The 19,621-nt window shown below is 72.8% G+C and carries 17 protein-coding genes; 10 read left to right on the plus strand and 7 right to left on the minus strand.

Annotated features, from left to right (window positions below; translation table 11 throughout):
* Positions 1 to 17: 17 nt before the first annotated feature.
* Together dhaK and OHA17_RS34835 are read right to left on the minus strand one after the other, a co-directional pair.
* The gene (dhaK, locus tag OHA17_RS34830) at positions 18 to 1,010 is read right to left on the minus strand and encodes a dihydroxyacetone kinase subunit DhaK (protein ID WP_406510894.1); all 993 of its coding nucleotides are present in this window, start codon (positions 1,008 to 1,010) and stop codon (positions 18 to 20) included.
* 94 nt (positions 1,011 to 1,104) lie between these two features.
* Positions 1,105 to 1,983 carry a glycerophosphodiester phosphodiesterase gene (locus OHA17_RS34835; protein ID WP_406509796.1) on the minus strand — a complete coding sequence of 293 codons (879 nt, stop codon included), beginning with the start codon at positions 1,981 to 1,983 and terminating at the stop codon, positions 1,105 to 1,107.
* Between the two features lie 834 nt (positions 1,984 to 2,817).
* On the opposite strand from OHA17_RS34835, the gene OHA17_RS34840 reads away from it, so the two are divergent.
* Together OHA17_RS34840 and OHA17_RS34845 are read left to right on the plus strand one after the other, a co-directional pair.
* Complete coding sequence (locus OHA17_RS34840) at positions 2,818 to 4,029, plus strand: hypothetical protein (protein ID WP_406509797.1); 1,212 nt, start codon at positions 2,818 to 2,820, stop codon at positions 4,027 to 4,029.
* Positions 4,026 to 6,188 carry a tetratricopeptide repeat protein gene (locus OHA17_RS34845; protein WP_406509798.1) on the plus strand — a complete coding sequence of 721 codons (2,163 nt, stop codon included), beginning with the start codon at positions 4,026 to 4,028 and terminating at the stop codon, positions 6,186 to 6,188. The genes OHA17_RS34840 and OHA17_RS34845 overlap by 4 nt, the downstream gene beginning before the upstream one ends.
* On the opposite strand, the gene thrS is transcribed toward OHA17_RS34845, so the two are convergent.
* From thrS to OHA17_RS34860, 3 genes are all read right to left on the minus strand, one after another.
* A complete protein-coding gene (gene thrS / locus OHA17_RS34850; RefSeq protein WP_406510895.1) occupies positions 6,181 to 7,503 on the minus strand; it encodes a threonine--tRNA ligase in 1,323 nt (440 codons plus the stop codon). The two genes, OHA17_RS34845 and thrS, sit on opposite strands and share 8 nt — an antisense overlap.
* Positions 7,504 to 7,701: 198 nt before the next feature.
* Positions 7,702 to 7,950 carry a type B 50S ribosomal protein L31 gene (locus tag OHA17_RS34855; RefSeq protein ID WP_053728640.1) on the minus strand — a complete coding sequence of 83 codons (249 nt, stop codon included), beginning with the start codon at positions 7,948 to 7,950 and terminating at the stop codon, positions 7,702 to 7,704.
* 29 nt (positions 7,951 to 7,979) lie between these two features.
* Positions 7,980 to 8,492, minus strand: a complete 513-nt coding sequence (locus OHA17_RS34860; protein WP_053728641.1) for a DUF5709 domain-containing protein — start codon at positions 8,490 to 8,492, stop codon at positions 7,980 to 7,982.
* Positions 8,493 to 8,676: 184 nt separating this feature from the next.
* Here OHA17_RS34860 and OHA17_RS34865 point away from each other — a divergent pair, with 184 nt between their 5' ends.
* The 4 genes from OHA17_RS34865 to OHA17_RS34880 all read left to right on the plus strand — a co-directional run bounded on the left by OHA17_RS34865 (position 8,677) and on the right by OHA17_RS34880 (position 13,123).
* Positions 8,677 to 9,633 carry a TIGR01777 family oxidoreductase gene (locus OHA17_RS34865; protein WP_406509799.1) on the plus strand — a complete coding sequence of 319 codons (957 nt, stop codon included), beginning with the start codon at positions 8,677 to 8,679 and terminating at the stop codon, positions 9,631 to 9,633.
* A gap of 219 nt (positions 9,634 to 9,852) precedes the next feature.
* Complete coding sequence (locus OHA17_RS34870) at positions 9,853 to 10,989, plus strand: hypothetical protein (protein WP_406509800.1); 1,137 nt, start codon at positions 9,853 to 9,855, stop codon at positions 10,987 to 10,989.
* A 145-nt stretch (positions 10,990 to 11,134) separates the two neighbouring features.
* Positions 11,135 to 11,512, plus strand: a complete 378-nt coding sequence (locus OHA17_RS34875) for a DUF488 domain-containing protein (protein WP_406509801.1) — start codon at positions 11,135 to 11,137, stop codon at positions 11,510 to 11,512.
* A 51-nt stretch (positions 11,513 to 11,563) separates the two neighbouring features.
* Entirely contained in the window at positions 11,564 to 13,123 is a 1,560-nt protein-coding gene (locus OHA17_RS34880) for a bifunctional phosphatase PAP2/diacylglycerol kinase family protein (RefSeq protein WP_406510896.1), read from the plus strand.
* A gap of 6 nt (positions 13,124 to 13,129) precedes the next feature.
* On the opposite strand, the gene OHA17_RS34885 is transcribed toward OHA17_RS34880, so the two are convergent.
* Entirely contained in the window at positions 13,130 to 14,305 is a 1,176-nt protein-coding gene (locus OHA17_RS34885) for an MFS transporter (protein ID WP_406510897.1), read from the minus strand.
* Between the two features lie 129 nt (positions 14,306 to 14,434).
* Between OHA17_RS34885 and OHA17_RS34890 the strand changes: the two genes are divergently transcribed.
* The 4 genes from OHA17_RS34890 to rho all read left to right on the plus strand — a co-directional run bounded on the left by OHA17_RS34890 (position 14,435) and on the right by rho (position 19,217).
* On the plus strand, positions 14,435 to 15,181 hold the full coding sequence (locus OHA17_RS34890) for an AraC family transcriptional regulator (RefSeq protein WP_406509802.1): 747 nt from the start codon (positions 14,435 to 14,437) through the stop codon (positions 15,179 to 15,181).
* A 29-nt stretch (positions 15,182 to 15,210) separates the two neighbouring features.
* Positions 15,211 to 16,095, plus strand: a complete 885-nt coding sequence (locus OHA17_RS34895) for a carboxymuconolactone decarboxylase family protein (protein ID WP_406509803.1) — start codon at positions 15,211 to 15,213, stop codon at positions 16,093 to 16,095.
* Between the two features lie 270 nt (positions 16,096 to 16,365).
* The gene (locus OHA17_RS34900) at positions 16,366 to 17,742 is read left to right on the plus strand and encodes a DUF2252 domain-containing protein (RefSeq protein WP_406509804.1); all 1,377 of its coding nucleotides are present in this window, start codon (positions 16,366 to 16,368) and stop codon (positions 17,740 to 17,742) included.
* Between the two features lie 347 nt (positions 17,743 to 18,089).
* The gene (gene rho, locus OHA17_RS34905) at positions 18,090 to 19,217 is read left to right on the plus strand and encodes a transcription termination factor Rho (protein WP_406509805.1); all 1,128 of its coding nucleotides are present in this window, start codon (positions 18,090 to 18,092) and stop codon (positions 19,215 to 19,217) included.
* Positions 19,218 to 19,344: 127 nt separating this feature from the next.
* Here rho and OHA17_RS34910 read toward each other — a convergent pair whose 3' ends face one another.
* On the minus strand, positions 19,345 to 19,545 hold the full coding sequence (locus OHA17_RS34910) for a hypothetical protein (protein ID WP_398874997.1): 201 nt from the start codon (positions 19,543 to 19,545) through the stop codon (positions 19,345 to 19,347).
* Positions 19,546 to 19,621 lie beyond the last annotated feature (76 nt).

Consider the following 19,621-nt stretch of genomic DNA (forward strand, 5'->3'; position numbering starts at 1 on the left):
CTCCTTGAGGCATCGGTTCAGCATCCCCACCGCAGCGCGGCCGTGTCGACGGGGGCGTCCCACAACCGCAGCAGCTCCTCGTCGACCTGACAGAGCGTCACCGAGCAGCCCGCCATGTCGAGCGAGGTCACATAGTTCCCCACGAGCGTACGGGCCACCGGCACGCCCCGCTCGGCCAGGACCCGGTGCACCTCGGCGTTGAATCCGTACAGTTCGAGCAGGGGCGTGGCGCCCATCCCGTTGACGAGGAGCAGTACGGGGCTCGTCGGCCGCAGATCCTCCAGGACGACGTCCACGGCGTAGTCCGCGATCTCCCGCGAGGTCATCATCGCCCGCCGCTCCCGCCCCGGCTCGCCGTGGATGCCGACCCCCAACTCCAGCTCACCCGGCGGCAGTTCGAAGGTCGGGCTGCCCTTGGCGGGGGTGGAACAGGCGGTCAGGGCCACCCCGAAACTGCGCGAGCTCGCGTTCACCTGCCGGGCGATCGCCTCGACCCGCTCCAAGGGCCGGCCCTCCGCGGCGGCCGCCCCGGCGATCTTCTCGACGAACAGCGTCGCGCCGGTGCCACGCCGCCCCGCCGTGTAGAGGCTGTCGGTCACCGCGACGTCGTCGTCCACGAGGACCTTGGCGATCGTCACGCCCTCGTCCTCGGCGAGCTCGGCCGCCATGTCGAAGTTGAGTACGTCGCCGGTGTAGTTCTTGACCACGAACAGCACCCCGGCGCCGCCGTCCACGGCCGCCGCGGCCCGCACCATCTGATCCGGCACGGGCGACGTGAACACCTCGCCGGGGCACGCGGCGGACAGCATGCCCGGCCCCACGAAGCCCGCGTGCAGCGGCTCGTGCCCGGACCCGCCGCCCGAGACGAGGCCCACCTGCCCGGCCACGGGTGCGTCACGCCGCACGACCAGCCGGTTCTCGACGTCGACCGTGAGCGCGGGATGCGCGGCGGCGATCCCGCGCAGCGCGTCCGCTACGACGGTCTCGGGCACGTTGATGAGCATGTTCACCATGACCTCCAGGGCGAGGCGTGCGGAGTGTGACGGCCCCAGTATCACGCGACGCCCGTCGGTCACGGCAGTTGACGTGCCATCAGGGCGGCGGCTACGTGTGCCGCCGCGTCGCGCTCTCGATGAGGTCGGGGCGGTCGGTGATGATCCCGTCGACCCCCATCCTCACCAGCTTGGTGGCGGCGGGCGCGTTGTCGACGGTCCAGGTGTTGATGCGCATCGCCTTGCTATGGGCCCCCTTCATCCCGTGCACCGCCTTGACGTACGCGGCGGTCACCGAATGCTGCTCCGCGTTGATCTCGTCGGTGAAGGCGGCGTACTGCTTGAGCTGGGAGACCGGCGGATTGCCGAGGAAGCCGGTGCGGACCTCGGGGCGGAGCCGGTGCGTGGTGCGCAGCGCGGGGGCGCTGAAGCTCTGCACGATCAGGCGCCGGGCGAGGTGCGGCCGGTCGAGCCAGTCGGCCCGGCCCAGGACGTCCAGGGTCTGGCGCTCGATGCCCGGGTACAGCTCGGGCTGCTTCAGTTCGAGCAGCAGGCCCTGGCCGGTGTCGTCGAGCAGGTCCAGGTACTCCTGAAGGGTGGGGATGCGCTCGCCCCGGAAGTCCGGGCCGAACCAGCTGCCCGCGTCGAGCTGCTTGATCTCGGCGAGCGAGAACGAACCCACGGACCAGGGCGCCCGGTCGGGGTAGCGCTGCTCGACGTTGGTGGTGCGGGCCAGTGTCGTGTCGTGGATGACGACGAGCGCGCCGTCGCGGGTGCGCTGGACGTCGTTCTCCACCCAGTCGACGCCGATGTCGGCGGCTCGCTGCACGGAGTCGAGGGTGTTCTCCGGGGCGTACGCCGAAGCCCCCCGGTGGCCGAAGACGATGATGTGCCCCGCCTGGCGGGCCGACGCCGCTTGGGCGGGCAGGGCGAGGGCGAGGGCCCCGCAGAGCGCGCTGACGACGGTGGACACAGCGGTGCGGTGCTGCATGCGCATTCCTCACGACGGCTCGGATCGATCTCCGCGAGGGTGCCAGCCGGCCGCCCCCCACAGCGCCGTTGCCATGAGGAGCTGACCAAGAACGGGGACGCGTTCCCCGGTGCGGGTGGCTCCCGTTCGGCCAGGAGGCCCAAGTGCGAGCATCTGAGCGGACGTTTCGCTGAACGGCACGGCCCGCCGGTCCGTATGGGACGGCGAGGGCCCGACGGCCGCGATCGCGGCAGGGCCCGGAAAACGGGGCACGCGCCGGCCCGGACCGAACAGCCCGGCGCATTCGGAAGTGGCGTCTGTTTCCACGCTGCCCGAAAACGTTCCGCGCCTTGGCATTTCGGCAGCCGGTGTTGATACGGCCCACGCATTTATCCAAAAGGCCCGGTCGGGCGAAAATGCGGACGCTCCCGTTCCCTGGTTGACACCGTCAAGTACCCACCGGATGCTGTGAATTGGGCCGGTGAACGGGGGTACCTGGCCTTCGGGTGTCGTCGGCGGCTGGTCGCCGAAAGTCGTCGACGACTTCGTGAGACCGCCCCGATCCGCCATTCGCGTATTCATGGCAATTCACTCGTGCCCACCGGGGAAATCCCTGCCGCGTCGCACCCGTGCCCCACTGCGGGCGCCTCGCGCGATTCCATGCGCCACGACCGATGAGAGGAGGGGAATCCATGAAGAAGATGTCGATCCGCAAGGCCGGTCCGATCCGCCTGACGACCGCCTGCTACTACCTGTGCGCCCAGCAGTGACATCCGGTCGGGGCCGGGCCCTCACCGGGGGTCCGGCTCCGGCTCCGCCTCGGTTCGCGGAGCAGAGCAGAAGGGTGCGCACCGCATGAGCGCGCTGGTTCCCGGCGGCGGCCCCACGGTCCGCCTCCACACACTCACGATGGTGGCCGAGCACGACGGCGTCATGGTCGGGCGGCCCGACATCGGCTCGTACGCGGTCTTCCCCGAAGAAGGCGCACAGGTCCTGCGGCTGCTCGGTGCCGGGGTCCCGGTCCCCGACGCCGCCTCCTGGTACGAGCGGACCTGCGGGGAGCGCCTCGACATGGCCGACTTCCTGGCCACCCTCGAAGACCTTCGATTTCTGCGCGGCGAGGCGGCACAGGAATCGGCGCGGGGGCCGATCCGCTGGCAGCGTCTGGGCGCGGCCGCGTTCTCCCGGCCCGCCTGGTTCCTCTACATCACGCTGACGGCGGCCGCCGTCGCCGCGATGGTCCGGGCGCCGGAACTGAGGCCCTCGTACCGCAATCTGTTCTTCACCGGCCACATTTCGCTGATCCCCATCGCGCTGTTCGTGACGGTGATCCCGTGCATTCTGATCCACGAGGGATTTCATACCCTCGCAGGGCGCAGGCTCGGGCTCCCCTCCACGCTCGGTATCGGCCGGCGGCTCTACTACCTGGTCGCCGAGACCCGCCTCGACTCCCTGCTCAGCGTCGAAAGGCGCCGACGCTATCTGCCGTTCCTCGCCGGAATGCTCGCCGACGTCGTCCTCTTTTCGATGCTCACTCTTCTTTCGGTGGAACTGGCCGGTCACGGAATTCCCGCCTGGATCCACAAGTTCTGCCTCGCGGTCGCCTTCACCTGTGTGGTGCGGCTCATCTGGCAGTTCATGTTCTATCTGGAGACCGACCTCTACTACGTCCTGAACAACGCGTTGCGCTGTACGGATGTGCAGGGCGCCGCCCGTTTCCGTCTCCGGAGCGGATTCCGGTGGCTGCTGCGCCGCGAACCGCCCCGGCCGGACACGCAATGGTCGGACCGCGACCGTGCGATGGCGCGCTGGTACGCGCCGGTCCTCGTGTCCGGCTACGGGTTCTCGCTGGGCAGCCTCGCCTGGGCGGCGATCCCTACCGCCTGGCAGTTCTGGTCGACGGCCGTCGACCGCTTCACCAACCCGCTGACTTCGACGTCCGACCTCGTCGACGCCGCGGGATTCGTGGCCATCACCTCGTTCGAGATCGGCCTGCTGATCTTCGTCACGCTGCGGGACCGGCGTGCCCGGACCCGGAAGAACTCACGCCAAGGAGCACTGACATGACCTCGCCCCGCCACTACTGGGCCGACGCGGAAGCCCCGGCGTCCGACGGACCGCCCGCCGCGCACCTCACCGTCCCCTGCCACCGCCGGCTGCGCGGACCGTACACGGCGGGCGGCACCCTGCTGCGCCGCATCGTGCCCGAACTCGTCCCGGAACACGGCGAGTTGGTGGCCCGGCGGGCGACCGAGGTCATCGCGCTCGCCCCGGAGGTCACTCCGGTCGTCCCTCAGGCGCCGCAGACCCTCACCAACCTCGCGGGCGTCAAGGAGCGCACCCGGTTCTACCCGGCGACCCGCGCGCTGCGGCTCGCCCACGGCGCCGCCGAACTCCTCATGGACTGGGCCCGTGTCAAACATCCCGGGGGAGTCGTCGTCGCCTTTCGCGACCTGGACGCGGCCGATCCCACCGACCGCGACTTCGTCGCCGTCCTCCTGCGCCGCTGCGACCCCGCCGAGCTGACCGTGGTCGTCGAGCACGCGGGCCGGGCCGACGACGCGCTCGGGCGGGCGCTGAAGAACCATGCGGCCCGGGTGCCGAAGCGGCCGGAGCGCGCGGGGCCTCCGACAAAAAGGGCCGACGCCGCGCAGCAGTTCATCGACTCCGACGGCACAAGCCGCGACCCCGCGCTCCTCGCCGCGTACGCGAAGCTCGAACCCGAGGAGCGGGCCCGGCGGCACACCGCCCGCGCCGCCGAGCTGGCCGCGCTCGACGAGCCGACCCTGCGGCACGGCGCCATCCCGTACCACCTGGAACACGGCACCGACCCGGCGGGCGCGGGTCTCGCCGCCCTGTCCGAAGCCGTCAACTCCTGCTTCGCGCTCGGCTTCTACGAGGCCGTGATCGAGCTCGCGCTGCGCGGCCGCCGGCTCATTCCCGTCGGCCAGGACTCGACGACGTACCGCACGCTCACCCACAAGACCGGCGCCTGCCTGTCCTATCTGGGGCGCGGCGACGAGGCCGTCGGCTACTTCGACGAGATACGGCGGATGACCACCGACGCCGACGCGCACATGGGAACCAGCTATCTCATGGCGATGCTCTACACCCGCTTCCTGCCCAAGGGCGCCCACGACGAGGACCTGGCGCTCGCCTGGGTCAACACCGCGATCGGGATCGCCGACGTCCACCCCGACCCCGAACGACGGGTCCTGGTAAGGGCGTTCATGCGCAACGCCCGCGCCCTCGTCGAGCTGCACCGGGGCAACGTCGACGGTTCGCTCGCCCTAGTGGAGGAGGCGATCGCCATCACCGACGCCGACTTCGGGCCCGACGAGCAACTCCTGCACCGTTCCGTGCTGTTGTACAACCGCGCCCAGGTGCGCGGCGCGCGCGGCGACCACACCGCCTCGATCGCCGACTACGACGAGGTGATCCGCCGCGACCCGGACTACGGCGACTACTACTTCGAACGGGCCGCGCAGCGCCGCGCCGTGGGCCTGCACCACGAGGCGCTCGCGGACTACGCCGCCGCGATCCGGCTGACCCCGCCGTTCCACGAGGCCCACTTCAACCGCGCCGACCTGCTGCGCCAACTCGGCCGGGACGAGGAGGCGCTGCGGGACCTGGACTACGCGCTCGAAGTGGAGCCGAGCCACCTCGAATCGCTCGTCCACCGCGCCGACCTGCTCCTGGCACGCGGCGAGCACGAGCGGGCCGCCGCCGACATCGAGCAGGGCCTCGCGCTCGACCCCGGCAACGCCCAACTCCTTGCCGCCCAGGGTGCGTTGCTCGCCGAGTCCGGTGACACGGCAGGCGCCTACGCCAGTTACGCGGCGGCCTTGCGCATCGAGCCAGGTTTCGTCGCGGCCTGGGCCAACCGCGCCGTCCTCGCCCATACGGCGGGCCGCCCCGCGCAGGCCGTATCCGACCTCGACGAGGCGATCCGGCTCATGGACGACGGTGAACTGCGGGCCAACCGCGCCATCGCCCTGCAGGACCTCGGCGAGCACGAGCGCGCCCTGGCGGACCTCGACATCGCGGTGGCGGCCCTCGCCGGACAGGGCCCCGACGTCCTCTACCGGCGCGGGCTCAGCCGCCTCGCCCTGCACGACGGCGAGGGCGCGCTCGCCGACTGGCGGGCACACCTCGCCGCATACGGCCCGGACGGAGCCTCTCCGTACGCCAAGGAGATCCAGTCGCGCACCGACGCCCTCAGCTGATGGCCAACTCGCCCACCTCGTCCCAGAGTTCGGGGCTCCGCGCCGCCACGAGGGCGCCGATACGTCGCAGGAGTTCCGCGGCCGCGAGGGCGTCCGGGCGGCGGCCGTCGCGCAGCCGCGGGGCGACCTCGCCCGCCGCGGCCTCCCGGGCGCCGATCACCGCCTGGTACGGGACGAGCCGGGCGGCTCGGACGCGGGCGCCCAGGGAGCCCTGTTCCGGTCCGGCGAGCTCGGCCCGCAGGCCGTCGGCGACGGCTCGCTCCACGAGCTCGGCGGCCTTGTTCACCTCGGCGTCGGAGATGGGCACCACCACCAGCTGAACGGGCGCCAGCCAGGCGGGGAAGGCGCCGCCGTGGAGCTCGATGAGATGGGCGACGGCGCGCTCCATGCTGCCGATGACGCTGCGGTGGACCATCACCGGCCGGTGCTTGGCGCCGTCCGGCCCGATGTAGTGCAGATCGAACCGCTCGGGCTGGTGGAAGTCGACCTGCACGGTGGACAGGGTCGCCTCGCGACCCGCCGCGTCGGCGATCTGCACATCGATCTTCGGGCCGTAGAACGCGGCCTCGCCCTCGACGGACTCGTACGGCACCCCACTGGCGTCGAGCACCTCGGTCAGCAGGGCGGCGGCCCGCTCCCACATGTCGGCGTCCGCCACGTACTTGCCGCCCGCGCCGGGCAGCGAGAGGCGGTAGCGGGCCGGGCGGATGCCAAGGGTCGCGTACGCGCGGCCGATCAGGTCGAGCGCCGCCCGCGCCTCCTCGGCGACCTGCTCAAGGGTGCAGAAGATGTGGGCGTCGTTGAGCTGGATCGCCCGCACCCGGGTCAGACCACCGAGCACACCGGAGAGCTCCGAGCGGTACATGCCGCCCAACTCGGCCATGCGCAGCGGGAGTTCACGGTAGCTGTGGGCGCGTGAGCGGTAGATCAGGGCGTGGTGGGGGCACAGGCTCGGGCGCAGCACCACCTGCTCCGCGCCCAGGTCCATCGGCGGGAACATGTCCTCGCTGTAGTGCGACCAGTGCCCGGAGATCTCGTACAGCTCGCGCTTGCCGAGCACCGGCGAGTACACGTGCCGGTATCCGGCCCGCCGCTCGGTCTCGCGGACGTATTCCTCCAGGGCGTGCCGCACGGCCGCGCCGTCCGGCAGCCAGTATGGCAGTCCGGCCCCCATCAGCGGGTCGGTGTCGAACAGGTCGAGTTCGCGGCCGAGTTTGCGGTGGTCGTGCACGGGGGGCTCCTCGCGGTCTTCGTGGGACGAGTGACCGCACGGAAGAGCCCCGGGGCCACTCGCCCCGGGGCTCTTGACGTACACAACTGTCAGCGCGCCGGGACACTCTCCGGCGTCGTCGTCCACTGCACAGCCGCACGCTTGCTCATGCCGGTGAAGCTAACAGCCCCGGCGGGGCGCGCGCCTCCCTATTTCTCCGGTGCCGCTACGGCAGCGGATCGACACCCCGTTCCGGCGGCCGTCCCGCGCGGCGGGAGGCCCTGACGCACCGGGCCGCCCGGGTCACTCCTTGCCCTCGTAGCGGCGCTCGAAGCGGGCGATCCGCCCCTCCGTGTCCACCGTCCGAGCCTTGCCGGTGTAGAAGGGGTGGCTCTCCGCGGAGATCTCCACGTCGATGACCGGGTACGTGTTCCCGTCGTCCCAGTCGATCGTCTCCTCGCTCGTCGCGGTCGACCGGGTCAGGAAAGCGAACCCGGCGGCCTTGTCGCGGAAGACGACCGGCTGGTACGAGGGCTGCTTGTCACGCTGCATGGGGGCTCCGGGGTTTCGGTCGGCGGGTTTCAGTCGCCCGATTCGGTGCGGGCGGGGGCCTCGAAGCCGTCGAGGTCGTCGAGGTCGTCCTCGTCGACGATGTGCATGGCGGCCTCCTCGGCCGAGGAGGCCGCGCCGTCGATGCCCACGTCCCTCGCGAGCATCCGGGTCTCGTCGTCCGGGTGCGCTCCCTCGTCCGGGGCGACGAGCCGTCCGGCGCGGGCGCCGCCGACCTCGATGTCGCGCGGCTCGCCGTCGGTGTCCGAGGTGTCGCCCATGCCGTCGCCGTCGGCGTCGGACACCTCCGGGACCTCGTCGGCCAGGCGCTGGTCGAGGCTCTCGCCGTGCAGCCGCTCGGCCGCCGTCACCCCGTCGCGCTCCACGGCCCAGGGCCGTTCCGGCGGCGAGTAGCCCACGTCGAGGGGGTCGGCGGGGCCGTCGTCGAGCAGCGTGTCCTCGGCGCTCAGGATGCCCTCGTCGTCCTGTACCTCGGAGCCGTCGGGCTGATAGACGTCGTCCCCCCACGCCTCACTGTCGACCACGGCTACCTCCTGGGTTGCGACCAGTGGCTCGCACGCCGCTCGGTCGGATCCGGCAGCCGCCTCCAGTCTCGGCTCGCCCGGCCTTCCGCCACCACCGCACGCGAGCCACCCGGGTGACCGCAGGGCTTCTTTGAACGCGTTCAAGTCGGTGCGGTAGGGTCGGGCTCATGATCGAGGGGGCGCAATGAAGATAGTGATTCCCGGCGGAACCGGGCAGGTCGGCGCGATCCTGGACCGGGCGCTGACCGCCGCGGGCCACGACGTCGTGATCCTGACCCGGCGGCCGCGCCGCGAGCGCGAGGTGGGCTGGGACGGCGAGACGCTCGGCGCATGGGCGGACGTCGTCGACGGCAGCGACGTCGTGATCAACCTGGCCGGCCGCAGCGTGAGCTGCCGCTACACCGAGGCGAACCTGCGGGCCATGATGGACTCGCGGGTGCGCTCCGCCCGGATCGTCGGCGAGGCGATCGGCGCCGCCGCGCGGCCCCCGAAGGTGTGGCTCCAGATGAGCACCGCGACCCTGTACGCCCACCGCTTCGACGCGGCCAACGACGAGGCGACCGGGATCGTGGGCGGCGCCGAGCCGGACATCCCCGACTACTGGGGGTTCAGCGTCGAGATCGCCAAGGCGTGGGAGGCGGCCCAGGAGCAGGCCCGCACGCCGGGCACCCGCAAGGTCGCGCTGCGCTCCGCGATGGTGATGAGCCCCGATCGCGAGGGCGTCTTCGACGTACTCCTGAAGATGGCGCGGCTCGGGCTCGGCGGCCCGGTCGCGGGCGGCAGGCAGTACGTGTCCTGGATCCACGACCGCGACTTCGTGCGGGCGGTCGAGTTCCTCGTCGCGCGCGACGACCTCACCGGCCCCGTGAACCTGGCCGCCCCGGCCCCGCTCCCGCAGCGGGCCTTCATGCGCGCCCTGCGCGGCGCGTGGGGCGTCCCGGTCGGGCTGCCCGCCACGAAGTGGATGGCCGAGCTCGGCGCGTTCGCGCTCCGCTCGGACACGGAGTTGCTGCTGAAGAGCCGGCGGGTGGTGCCGGGGCGCCTCCTGGAGGCGGGGTTCACCTTTGAGCACGCGGAGTGGGCGGGGGCTGCCGCCGACCTGGTCCGGCGGGTACGGGACGAGTGCCGGAGCGTCAACTAGCCCGTCCTGCCCGGTACTTGGCCGACCTTCGTCGCGAAGCCCGCGAGGACCGCCAGGCCCTGGGGAGGTGCGGCCCATCTCGGCGCGGCGGGGCCCCGGTCGCCATCGAGGTGGCTTCTCCGAGGAAATGCTTGTATAGTACAACTCATAGAAGTTGTAAAAGCCAACCATTGGGTTCGCGGCCGTCCCGACCGTGGGTCCGATCAGAAGGGTCCTGTCATGTCCGGAGGCCACAAGGCCGGACGGGTCGCGACGCCGGGCGACGCGCGTACGGCGCCGTCGAACCCCGCGCTGCGGCACGTCCTCACGCATCTGATCACCCCGCTGCTGATGTGCCTCGGCATGGGACTCGCCTACCTGGGGGCGTTCGCCACCCCCGAGCCGCACCACCTGCCGGTCGCGGTCGTCGGGGCGGGCCCCGAGGCCAAGGTGTTCGCGCAGACGGTGAAGGACGAGGCGGGCGACAAGCTCGACGTGCGCACCGTCGCCGACCGCGCCACCGCCGTCGACCAGCTCAAGCACCGGGACATCTCCGGCGCCTACGTCCTGAACGCGAAGGCGCCCGAGCTCGTCGTCGCCTCGGCCGGCTCCGACATGAGCGCCACGGCCGTCGAGAAGGTCTTCACCCCGGTGGCGAGCGCCCAGGGCGTCCCCCTGAAGGTCACCGACGTCGTACCGCCGGTCTCCGACGACCCGACGGGCTCGGGCATCTTCTTCCTGCTCATCGCCGTGAGCATCGGCTCGTACGCCTCTGTCGCGGCGCTCGGCGCGGCCGGCGCCGGGCTCTCGCTGAAGCTGCGGGCGACGCTGGTGACCGGGGTCTCCTTCGCGGTCTCGGTGATCGGCGCGGCCCTAGCGGGACCGCTGTTCCACCTGGTCGACCACGGCCTGTGGGGCGTGTGGGCGATGTCCTGGCTGTACTCGGCGGGCATCCTCTTCCTCGGCGCCGGGCTCCACACCTTCCTCAAGCGCTGGACCACGCTCGCCGTGATGGTGCTCTTCGTGATGCTCAACTTCACGAGCTCCGGCGGCCTGTTCCGGCCCGAGCTCCAGAACGGCTTCTTCGGCGGTCTGCACGCCTTCTGGAACGGCGCGGGCCTCGTCGAGGGCATCCGCGACCTGGTCTACTTCGGCGGCCACGGCCTCGCCCGCGACGTGTGGGTGCTCGCCGCCTGGCTGGTCCTCGGCCTCGCCGTGATGGCGGTCGCGGGGCTGGTCGAACGCCGCCGGGCTCGGGCCGCCGCCCCTGTCGAGGTGGCGCCCGCCGCAGAGGTGGCGCCCTCCGTCGCGGTGGCCGCGGCCCTCGCAGAAGAGGCCGAAGAGGAAGAGGAGATCGAAGAGGCCGTCGGCGTCTGACGCCACGCACCTCGGCATCGGACACAGGCTCCCAGGGCGGCCCGAGACGATCGGGCCGCCCTTGCCGTCGGTCGCCGAATCGGCGCGCTGTTGACAGGGTTGGGCTGTTGGCAGCACGGGGGAGACGACACCCTGGGAGGCACCCATGCCGGGAAAGCGCACGATGCGGGTCCGCCGGGTCTACGACCCGCCCGAGGACGGCGACGGCGTACGCGTCCTGGTGGACCGGCTGTGGCCCAGGGGCCTGTCCAAGGAGCGCGCGGCCGTCGACGAGTGGCCCAAGGAACTCACCCCCTCGACGGAACTGCGCCGCTGGTACCACGAGGACCGCACGCGCTACCCCGAGTTCCAGAAGCGGTACGAGGCCGAACTCGCCGAGCCCGAACCGGCGCAGGCGCTCGACCGGCTGCTCGCCCTGGCCGAGGGCCGCGCCGTCACCCTGGTCACCGCAGTGAAGGACATCGACCACAGCCATGTGCCGACGCTGGTGGCGGTCCTGAAGCGGGGCCGCCCGTCCGGGTGAGTCCGGCGGGCGGACCGGTGTCATCCGGGCTAGGCAGGGGGCATGTCACCGATGTCCCGGATGGGTGCCGTCGACCGCCGCTGGTTCGAGCGCGTGGCCACCGCGAAGCTGGCCGGCGCCGAGCAGGTGCTGCCCCGCCTCAGTCACGCCGCCGACCACGGGCGGCTGTGGTTCGCCGCGGCGGCCGCGCTCACGGTGGCCGGGGGGCCCACGGCCCGCCGGGCCGCCCGGCGCGGGATCGGCGCGCTGGCGCTGGCCTCGCTCACCACCAACACCGTCGCCAAGTACGCGACCCGGCGCCGCCGCCCGGTCATCGACGCCGTTCCGCTGGTGCGGCGCCTGGCGAAGCTGCCGAGCAGTACCTCGTTCCCCTCCGGGCACTCCGCCTCGGCCGCCGCCTTCGCCACCGGCGTCGCCCTGGAGTCCACCCGGTACGGGGCGCTGCTCGCCCCCCTCGCCGCGGCCGTGGCGTTCTCCCGCGTCTACGTCGGCGTCCACTACCCGGGCGACGTGCTGGCCGGCTGCGCGCTCGGCATGGCCGCGGCCGCCGTCACCTGCTACTGGTGGCCGCCCCGGCCGCAGCCCCTCCACCCCCTGCACACCCGCGCCGCCGCGCCCGCGCTGCAACGCGGCCAGGGCCTCGTCGTGGTCGTCAACGGCGGCTCCGGCAAGGGCGTTCCGGGCCGCCTGCCCGCGCCGGAGCACCTGCGGCTGCTGCTGCCCGAGGCCGAGATCGTCGAACGGGGGCCCGGCGACGACCTGGGCGAGCTCCTCGACGAAGCCGTCGCCCGGGCGGGCGAGCTCGCCGGAGTGCTCGGTGTGTGCGGCGGCGACGGCACCGTGAACGCGGCCTGCGAACGCGCCGCCCGCGCCGGCCTCGCCCTCGCGGTGTTCCCCGGCGGCACCCTCAACCACTTCGCCCTCGACGCGGGCGTCGCCGCCTTCGAGGACACCGTGTACGCCGTCGAACACGGCGAGGCGATCCGCGTCGACCTGGCCCGGGTCCGCGACGACGCGGGCCAGGACGTCGCCGCCTTCCTCAACACGTTCAGCATCGGCCTCTACCCCGACCTGGTCCGGATGCGCGAAGGCATGGAGGACCGGATCGGGAAGTGGCCGGCCGCCGCCATCGCCCTCGTCCGGGTGCTGCGCACCGCCACCCCCGTACGCCTGCGGATCGACGGCCGCCCGCGGTCGCTGTGGCTGCTGTTCGCGGGCAACGGCCACTACCAGCCCGAAGGGCTCGCCCCCTCGCACCGGCCCCGCCTCGACGAGGGCCTCATCGACCTGCGGACCGTCGACGCCGAGGCGCGGCTCGCCCGCACCCGCCTCGCCGTCTGCGCGCTCGTGGGCGCGCTGCGCCGCTCCCACGTCTACCGCGCCGAACGCGTACGGTCGGTCCGCCTCACCGGCCTCGACGAGGTCAACACCCTCGCGTACGACGGCGAGACCGCGGCCGCGCCGGACGCCCTGCTCCTCGACAAGGCGGACCGGGTGCTCGTCGTCTACAGCCCCGCCGACCCCCAGGACGAGATCGCCCAGCGGGCCCGCACCGCGACGGCCGCCATCGCCGCCGGAGCCACCGCGCTCGGAGCGAGGACGGCACCTTGATACTCGTCAACTGCCGCGCGGGACAAGTGACTTCGCGACGTCCGGCGCCGGAGCGTCCGGCTCCGGTGGCGCGGGTTCCGGCAGGGTGCGGGTGAGCAGCCAGGCCAGGGCCGGGAAGACGATCAGCAGGGTGAGCGCGGCCCCCAGCGAGGTGGCGTCCGCCGCGGCTCCGATCAGCGGGCTGGCCACACCGCCCACGCTCACCGTCAGGCCGAGGGTGACCCCGCTCGCCGTGCCGATCCGGCTGGGCAGATAGTCCTGACCCAGCGTCACCTGCAACGAGAACGGCACGTACAGCGCGGCCGAGGTCAGCGCGACGAAGACGTAGAACGCCGGGCCCGGTACGAACACGACCCCGGCGACGGCCGGCACCGCGGCCGCGTACGACCAGTTCACCACCCGCACCCGGTCCCAGCGCGCCGCGAGCCCGCCGCCCACCACCGTGCCCACCGCGCCACCCGCGTACAGCACGAACAGGGCGGCGAAGCCCGCCAGTTGACCGCTGCTCACGCGCTGGCGGGCGTACAGCGCGACGAACGCGCTCAGGCCCACGAAGACCAGGGAGCGGCAGATCACGGCCAGGCACAGCTTCACGAACGAGGCCCGGTCGTCGCGGCCCACGGCCCGTACGCCGCGGGCCGCGGCCTGCCCGGTGCCCCGCATCGCGCGCAGCGCGAGCACGCACAGCACGCTGCCCAGCGCGGCCGGCACCCCGAGCAGCGGCGCCGCGCGCAGCCCGCCCACGCCGACCACCCCGGCCACGAGCAGCGGCGCGGCCGCGAAGCCCAGATTGCCGCCGAGTGAGAACCAGCCCATCGCGGTGTGGCTCCCGGCGCACGCGAGCCGGGCCACCCGGGCGGACTCGGGGTGATAGGCGGCCACCCCGACCCCCGACACGGCGACCATCGCCAAGGTCGTGGCGTACGCGCCGCCGGTGCCGCTCAGCGCGATGCCGGCCCCGGCCACCGTCGTACTGACGGGCAGCAGCCACGGCAGCGCCCACCGGTCGGTGAGCGCGCCGAACAGCGGCTGGACCACGGAGGAGAGCAGGGAGGCGGCGAGCACGATGCCGGACGCGGCGGCGTAGGAGTAGGCGCGTTCGGCGACGAAGAAGGGCACCAGGGCCGCGACGGCACCCTGGTACACATCGACACAGGAATGCCCCGCCGCCAGCAGGAACATCGGACTGCGGAGCAGCCCCCCACCCCGTCCGGACGTCCCACCCATGCGCTCACCACGCTGCTGTTTCTTCGGCACAGCCCGATCATCACCGGGTGCGCCACTGTCCCGCTTCCGATAAATTGCCAAGCGATGCCGAAAATCCGCCACACCCCTGTCGCCCCCACCCGCGCCCAGCAGATGGCGCCGGGGGACAGCATCGACGCGCACCGGCACGACGACCACCAGATCGTCTACGCGAGCCACGGAGTCCTCGCCGTCACGACCGAGGCCGGCACGTGGGTCGCCCCCGCCACGCGCGCGATCTGGGTGCCGGCCGGGACCGTGCACTCCCACCGGGCGCACGGCAGGCTCGAACTGCACCTCATGGGCATCGCCGCCCACGAGAACCCGCTGGGTCTGGACGCGCCCACCGTGCTGATGGTCGGCCCGCTCCTACGCGAGCTGCTCCTGGCCCACACCCGCTCGCCCGACGACGCAAGCCCCGAGGGCAAGCGGCTGCGGGCCGTGCTGCTCGACCAGCTGCGCGCCTCGCCGCAGGAGCCCGTCCACCTGCCCGCGCCCAGCGACCCCCGCCTGGTCGCGGTGTGCGCGATGCTCGAAGCCGACCCCGCCGACCGGCGCGGGCTCGCCGAACTCGGCGCCCGGGCCGGCGCGAGCGAGCGCACCCTGACCCGGCTGTTCCGCGCGGACCTCGGCATGACGTTCCCCCAGTGGCGCACCCAGCTCCGCCTCTACCACGCCCTTCAACTCCTCGCAGAGGACACCCCGGTGACCGTCGTGGCCCACCGCTGCGGGTGGTCCTCGACCAGCGCGTTCATCGATGTGTTCCGCCGCGCCTTCGGTCACACACCGGGTACGCACAGCCGCTTGCGTTAGAGCGTGCTCCAACTCGTAGCGTCTGGTGCATGAACAGCGCGGAGAACACGAAGAACACGAAGAATGCGGCGAACGCCCAGGCCGCCCGGACCGCCGAGCCCATCGAGACCACCGACGAGCGGTACGAGCGTGGGCTCGCCGTGCTGCGTATCGTCGGCGGCCAGGAGAACCCGGCCGTCCTGGACAGCCTGGCCGACATCGCACCCGACCTCGGCCGCATGACCGTCGCCTTCGGATACGGCGATGTCCTGTCCCGCCCCGGACTCACCCTGCGCCAGCGGCAGATCGCCACGGTCGGCGCGCTGGCGGCCATGGGCAACGCGGCTCCCCAGCTGCGCTTCCACATCGACGGCGCGCTCAACGTCGGAGTCAGCCCGGCCGAGATCGTGGAGATCCTGATCCACACCGCCGTGTACGCGGGCTTCCCCGCCGCGCTCAACGGCATCGGCGCCGCCCGCGAGGTCTTCGAGGCCCGCCCCGACGTCGCCGCCACCCCGGTCGACACCGAGCCGCTGCCGGGCGACCGGTACGAGCGCGGGCTCGCCAAACTGGCCGAGGTCGACGGGCACGCGGGCGACCAGGTCGTCGCCTCCCTGCGGGACATCGCGCCCGATCTGACGCGCTACATCATCGAGTTCGCCTTCGGCGACATCTACTCCCGCTCCGCACTCGACCTGAAGTCGCGCGAACTGGCCAGCGTCGCCATGTGCACCGCCCTCGGCACGGCCGCGCCCCAGCTGCGCGTCCACATCCACGGCTTCCTCAACGTGGGCGGCACCCGCGAGGAGGTCGTCGAGGTCATCACGCAGATGGTGGGGTACGCCGGCTTCCCCGCCGCGCTCAACGGCATCGCTGCGGCGCGGGAGGTCTTCGACGAGCGGGATGCCTCCGGCGGTGAGGCGAGGAAAGGCTGAGCACTCTGCGGGCGGCCCGGGTATTCGACCGCGGGTCGTCCGTGGCTGGTCGCGCAGTTCCCCGCGCCCCTCCAGGGCGCTGTACCGCAGTCGACTCGCAGGCTGGCCGACGCAGCGGGTGCCGCGGCCGCCCACCCTGGATACGCTCGGGTGCGGACAGAAGTCGTAGAACCCGATCAGTCAAGGAACCGAGGAACCGAGGAACCGAGGAACCCGCACCACGTCCCCGACCACCGCCCGCCCCGGACCGAACGCCGGAGGGTGTGCCCCATGACGAGCCCGAGCCCGAGTCCCGCCGCGCGGCCCGCGATGAGTCCCGACGAGCGGGCGCGGCAGGGACGCGCCGCCCGCAAGCGGCTCTCCCGCTCCGCGCACGGCCGGTGGATACCGGGCGCCGACCGGCCCGACCCCCTCGCGGTCCTGGCCGAGCAGGCCCGGACGCGGGTGCCCGAGCTGGTGCCGATCCGGTACGGGCGGATGGCCGAGAACCCCCTCGGCTTCCTGCGCGGGTCGCCGACGGTGATGGCCGCCGACCTCGCCGCCCAGGAGAACACCGGCCTGACCGTCCAACTCTGCGGCGACGCCCACCTGTTGAACTTCGGCGTGTTCGCCTCGCCCGAGCGGGCCCTCCTGTTCGACGTCGACGACTTCGACGAGACCTGCCCCGGCCCTTTCGAATGGGACGTCAAGCGCCTCGCCGCCAGCGCCGTCGTCGCCGCCCGCGAGAACGGGCACCCCGACGCCGACATCCGCGTCTCGGCGCTGGCGGCGGCAGAGGCGTACCGCCGAGGCATACGCAGGCTCGCCACCCGGGGCGAGCTCGACGTCTGGTACGAGCACATCGACACCCGGGACATCGTGCGCATGCTCCGCCGCACCGGCAGCCACAAGGCGGTCGAGGCGGGCCCGGCCAAGGCGCGCAGCCGTACCAGCCTGCGGGCGCTCGCCGGGCTCACCGAGACGCGCGACGGGCGGCGCCGCATCATCGACGACCCGCCACTGCTCGACCCGGTGGCCGGCCCCGATCTGGTGGCGCTGCGGAAGATCTTCAGCGACTACCGTTCGTCGCTCGCCGAGGAGCGGCGCATCCTGCTCGACCGGTACCGGTTCGTGGACGCGGCCCGCAAGGTCGTCGGGGTGGCCGGCGTCGGCACCCGCTGCTACGTCGTGCTCCTTGAGGGCCGGGACGCGGCCGACCCGCTGTTCCTGCAGATCAAGGAGGCCGAGCGGTCGGTGCTCGAACCGCACCTGCCCGGCGCGGCCCACGCCCACCACGGACACCGGGTGGTCGCCGGGCAGCGCCTGACGCAGGCAGCCGGCGACATCTTCCTCGGCTGGATGACCGGACCGCAGGGGCGGCACTTCTACTGGCGCCAGCTCCGCGACACGAAGGGATCCGTCGACCTCGACGGGATGCCCCCGCAGCTCCTGGCGGCGTACGCGGCCCTGTGCGGGACGGCCCTGGCGCGGGCCCACGCCCGGTCCGGCGACCGCGTGGCGATCGCCGCCTATCTCGGCGGTTCCGACGCCTTCGAGCGGGCCGTCGCCACGTTCGCGGTGCGCTACGCCGCGCAGAACGCCGCCGACCACGCCGCCCTCGTGGCGGCCGTGGCCGACGGCACGGTCGAGGCCGTCACCGGCATCTGACAGCGGCCGGGGCCAACGGGCCGGCATCCGCGACCCCAGCCGCCTGCCCTGCCCGCCGAACCCGAGAGCCGACGTGGACCACCACCGGAAGATCCCGTCGAGCACGGGGTCATGTCGCCCTCCCGGGCGGGTGGTTGAGCCGCGAAGACCGGGCGGCGCCGGCAGCTGCCCCACTCCCCGGCGGCGGGAGTGCTACTCTGCCATCAGCACGTGTGTACGCCCCTTCTTCGCGGCGTCCGTGCTCGTTTCCTCCCGGTGCCGCCTCCAGCGCGGCGCCCGCTGTTCCCCTCCCGGCCATCGTCACGGCCCGGACTTCTCCTGCGCCCGTCGCGCGAAGGGACCCTCCTGTGCTCAGCACGCTCGAACACCCCACGACCACCCACCACGACCACCCCGCCGAGGCCCCGCTCGCCGGCGTCCTCGACCTCACCGGCGGACAGGGCCGCATCCGGACCGCCGGATACGCCCCCGCCCCGGGCGACGTGAAGATCCCGCCCGCCCTCATCCGCCAACTCGCTCTGCGGAGCGGCGACTTCATCGAATGCGAGGGGTCGAAGCCCGAGCGCGTCGTACGGGTCAACGGCCGGCCCGTCGAGGCGCTGCGCCGCCGGCCGCACTTCGCCGACCTCACCCCGCTGCACCCGCGCGAGCGGCTGCGTCTGGAGACCCGGCCCGACCGGCTCGCCGGCCGCGTCGTCGACCTCGTCGCACCCGTCGGCAAGGGCCAGCGCGGCCTGATCGTCGCCCCGCCGAAGACCGGAAAGACCGTCCTGCTCAAGGAGTTGGCCCAGGCGATCGCCCACAATCACCCCGAGTGCCATCTGATGGTCGTCCTCGTCGACGAGCGGCCCGAAGAAGTCACCGACATGCGGCGCTCGGTCCACGGCGAGGTGCTCGCCTCCACCTTCGACCGGCCGCCGAAGGAGCACATCGCGCTCGCCGAACTCGCCGTCGAGCGCGCCAAGCGCCTGGTCGAGCAGGGCCGCGACGTCGTCGTGCTCCTCGACTCACTCACCCGGCTGTGCCGCGCCCACAACAACGCGGCCGGACCCGGCGGACGTACCCTCAGCGGCGGGGTCGACGCGGCCGCGCTGCAGGGCCCCAAGCGGCTGTTCGGCGCCGCGCGGCTCACCGAGGAGGCCGGCTCCCTGACGATCCTCGCGACCGCCCTGGTGGAGACCGGATCGCGGGGCGACGACTACTTCTTCGAGGAGCTCAAGTCCACCGGCAACATGGAGCTGCGCCTGGCCCGCACCCTCGCCGACAAGCGGCTCTTCCCGGCCGTGGACGTCACCCCCTCCGGGACCCGGCGCGAGGAACTCCTCCTGAATCCAGGGGAGTTGAGCGCCGCACGCGCACTGCGCCGGGCGCTGCACCATCAGGACGCGCACGGTGCGCTCGAAGCGCTGCTCGACAGGCTCCGGCAGACGCCCGACAACGCCGCCTTCCTGCGACAGGTCCGGCTCACCGCCTGAAGCGGCCCGGACGACGGAGCGGGAACCCCGCGACCGACGGTATGGCGACGAACGCGGCCGGATCCGCCCGGGCACGCCCCATCGCCCGGCGGCGCGGCCCGCGCGGCCGTCGCTCACCGGGGGACCTTCAGGGGAGCAGCTTGTCGAGGGCGGCGGGACCCTCCGCGGCCAGCTTGCGCTCGGCCCAGGCCAGGCTCTGCGGGGTGATGTCCCGACCGGACGCGAGCACGAGGTCCTCGGCGGTGACCTCGCCCCCGGATCCCGTGTGCAGCAGGGCATCGGGGGTCACGGTGTCGCGCTGCGGACTGGAATCGGACTGGTCGCTCATGCCGCCTCCTACGTCTCTTCGGTAGTGCACCATTCTCGCCCCCGCCTACCCGGACCGCATCCGGCCACACGGCCCG

It is taken from the genome of Streptomyces sp. NBC_00212, from assembly GCF_045206365.1.
Taxonomy (GTDB): Bacteria; Actinomycetota; Actinomycetes; order Streptomycetales; family Streptomycetaceae; genus Streptomyces.

What these genes read in the sequence shown, in the direction of transcription:
- OHA17_RS34870 (WP_406509800.1), top strand. Translation starts at nt 9,853, where the DNA reads ATGTCCGGAGGCCACAAGGCCGGACGGGTCGCGACGCCGGGCGACGCG.
- OHA17_RS34835 (WP_406509796.1), bottom strand. Translation starts at nt 1,983, where the DNA reads ATGCAGCACCGCACCGCTGTGTCCACCGTCGTCAGCGCGCTCTGCGGG.
- OHA17_RS34885 (WP_406510897.1), bottom strand. Translation starts at nt 14,305, where the DNA reads ATGTTCCTGCTGGCGGCGGGGCATTCCTGTGTCGATGTGTACCAGGGT.
- OHA17_RS34890 (WP_406509802.1), top strand. Translation starts at nt 14,435, where the DNA reads ATGCCGAAAATCCGCCACACCCCTGTCGCCCCCACCCGCGCCCAGCAG.
- OHA17_RS34895 (WP_406509803.1), top strand. Translation starts at nt 15,211, where the DNA reads ATGAACAGCGCGGAGAACACGAAGAACACGAAGAATGCGGCGAACGCC.
- OHA17_RS34855 (WP_053728640.1), bottom strand. Translation starts at nt 7,950, where the DNA reads ATGCAGCGTGACAAGCAGCCCTCGTACCAGCCGGTCGTCTTCCGCGAC.
- OHA17_RS34875 (WP_406509801.1), top strand. Translation starts at nt 11,135, where the DNA reads ATGCCGGGAAAGCGCACGATGCGGGTCCGCCGGGTCTACGACCCGCCC.
- OHA17_RS34900 (WP_406509804.1), top strand. Translation starts at nt 16,366, where the DNA reads ATGACGAGCCCGAGCCCGAGTCCCGCCGCGCGGCCCGCGATGAGTCCC.
- OHA17_RS34845 (WP_406509798.1), top strand. Translation starts at nt 4,026, where the DNA reads ATGACCTCGCCCCGCCACTACTGGGCCGACGCGGAAGCCCCGGCGTCC.
- OHA17_RS34840 (WP_406509797.1), top strand. Translation starts at nt 2,818, where the DNA reads ATGAGCGCGCTGGTTCCCGGCGGCGGCCCCACGGTCCGCCTCCACACA.
- OHA17_RS34865 (WP_406509799.1), top strand. Translation starts at nt 8,677, where the DNA reads ATGAAGATAGTGATTCCCGGCGGAACCGGGCAGGTCGGCGCGATCCTG.
- OHA17_RS34880 (WP_406510896.1), top strand. Translation starts at nt 11,564, where the DNA reads ATGTCCCGGATGGGTGCCGTCGACCGCCGCTGGTTCGAGCGCGTGGCC.
- OHA17_RS34910 (WP_398874997.1), bottom strand. Translation starts at nt 19,545, where the DNA reads ATGAGCGACCAGTCCGATTCCAGTCCGCAGCGCGACACCGTGACCCCC.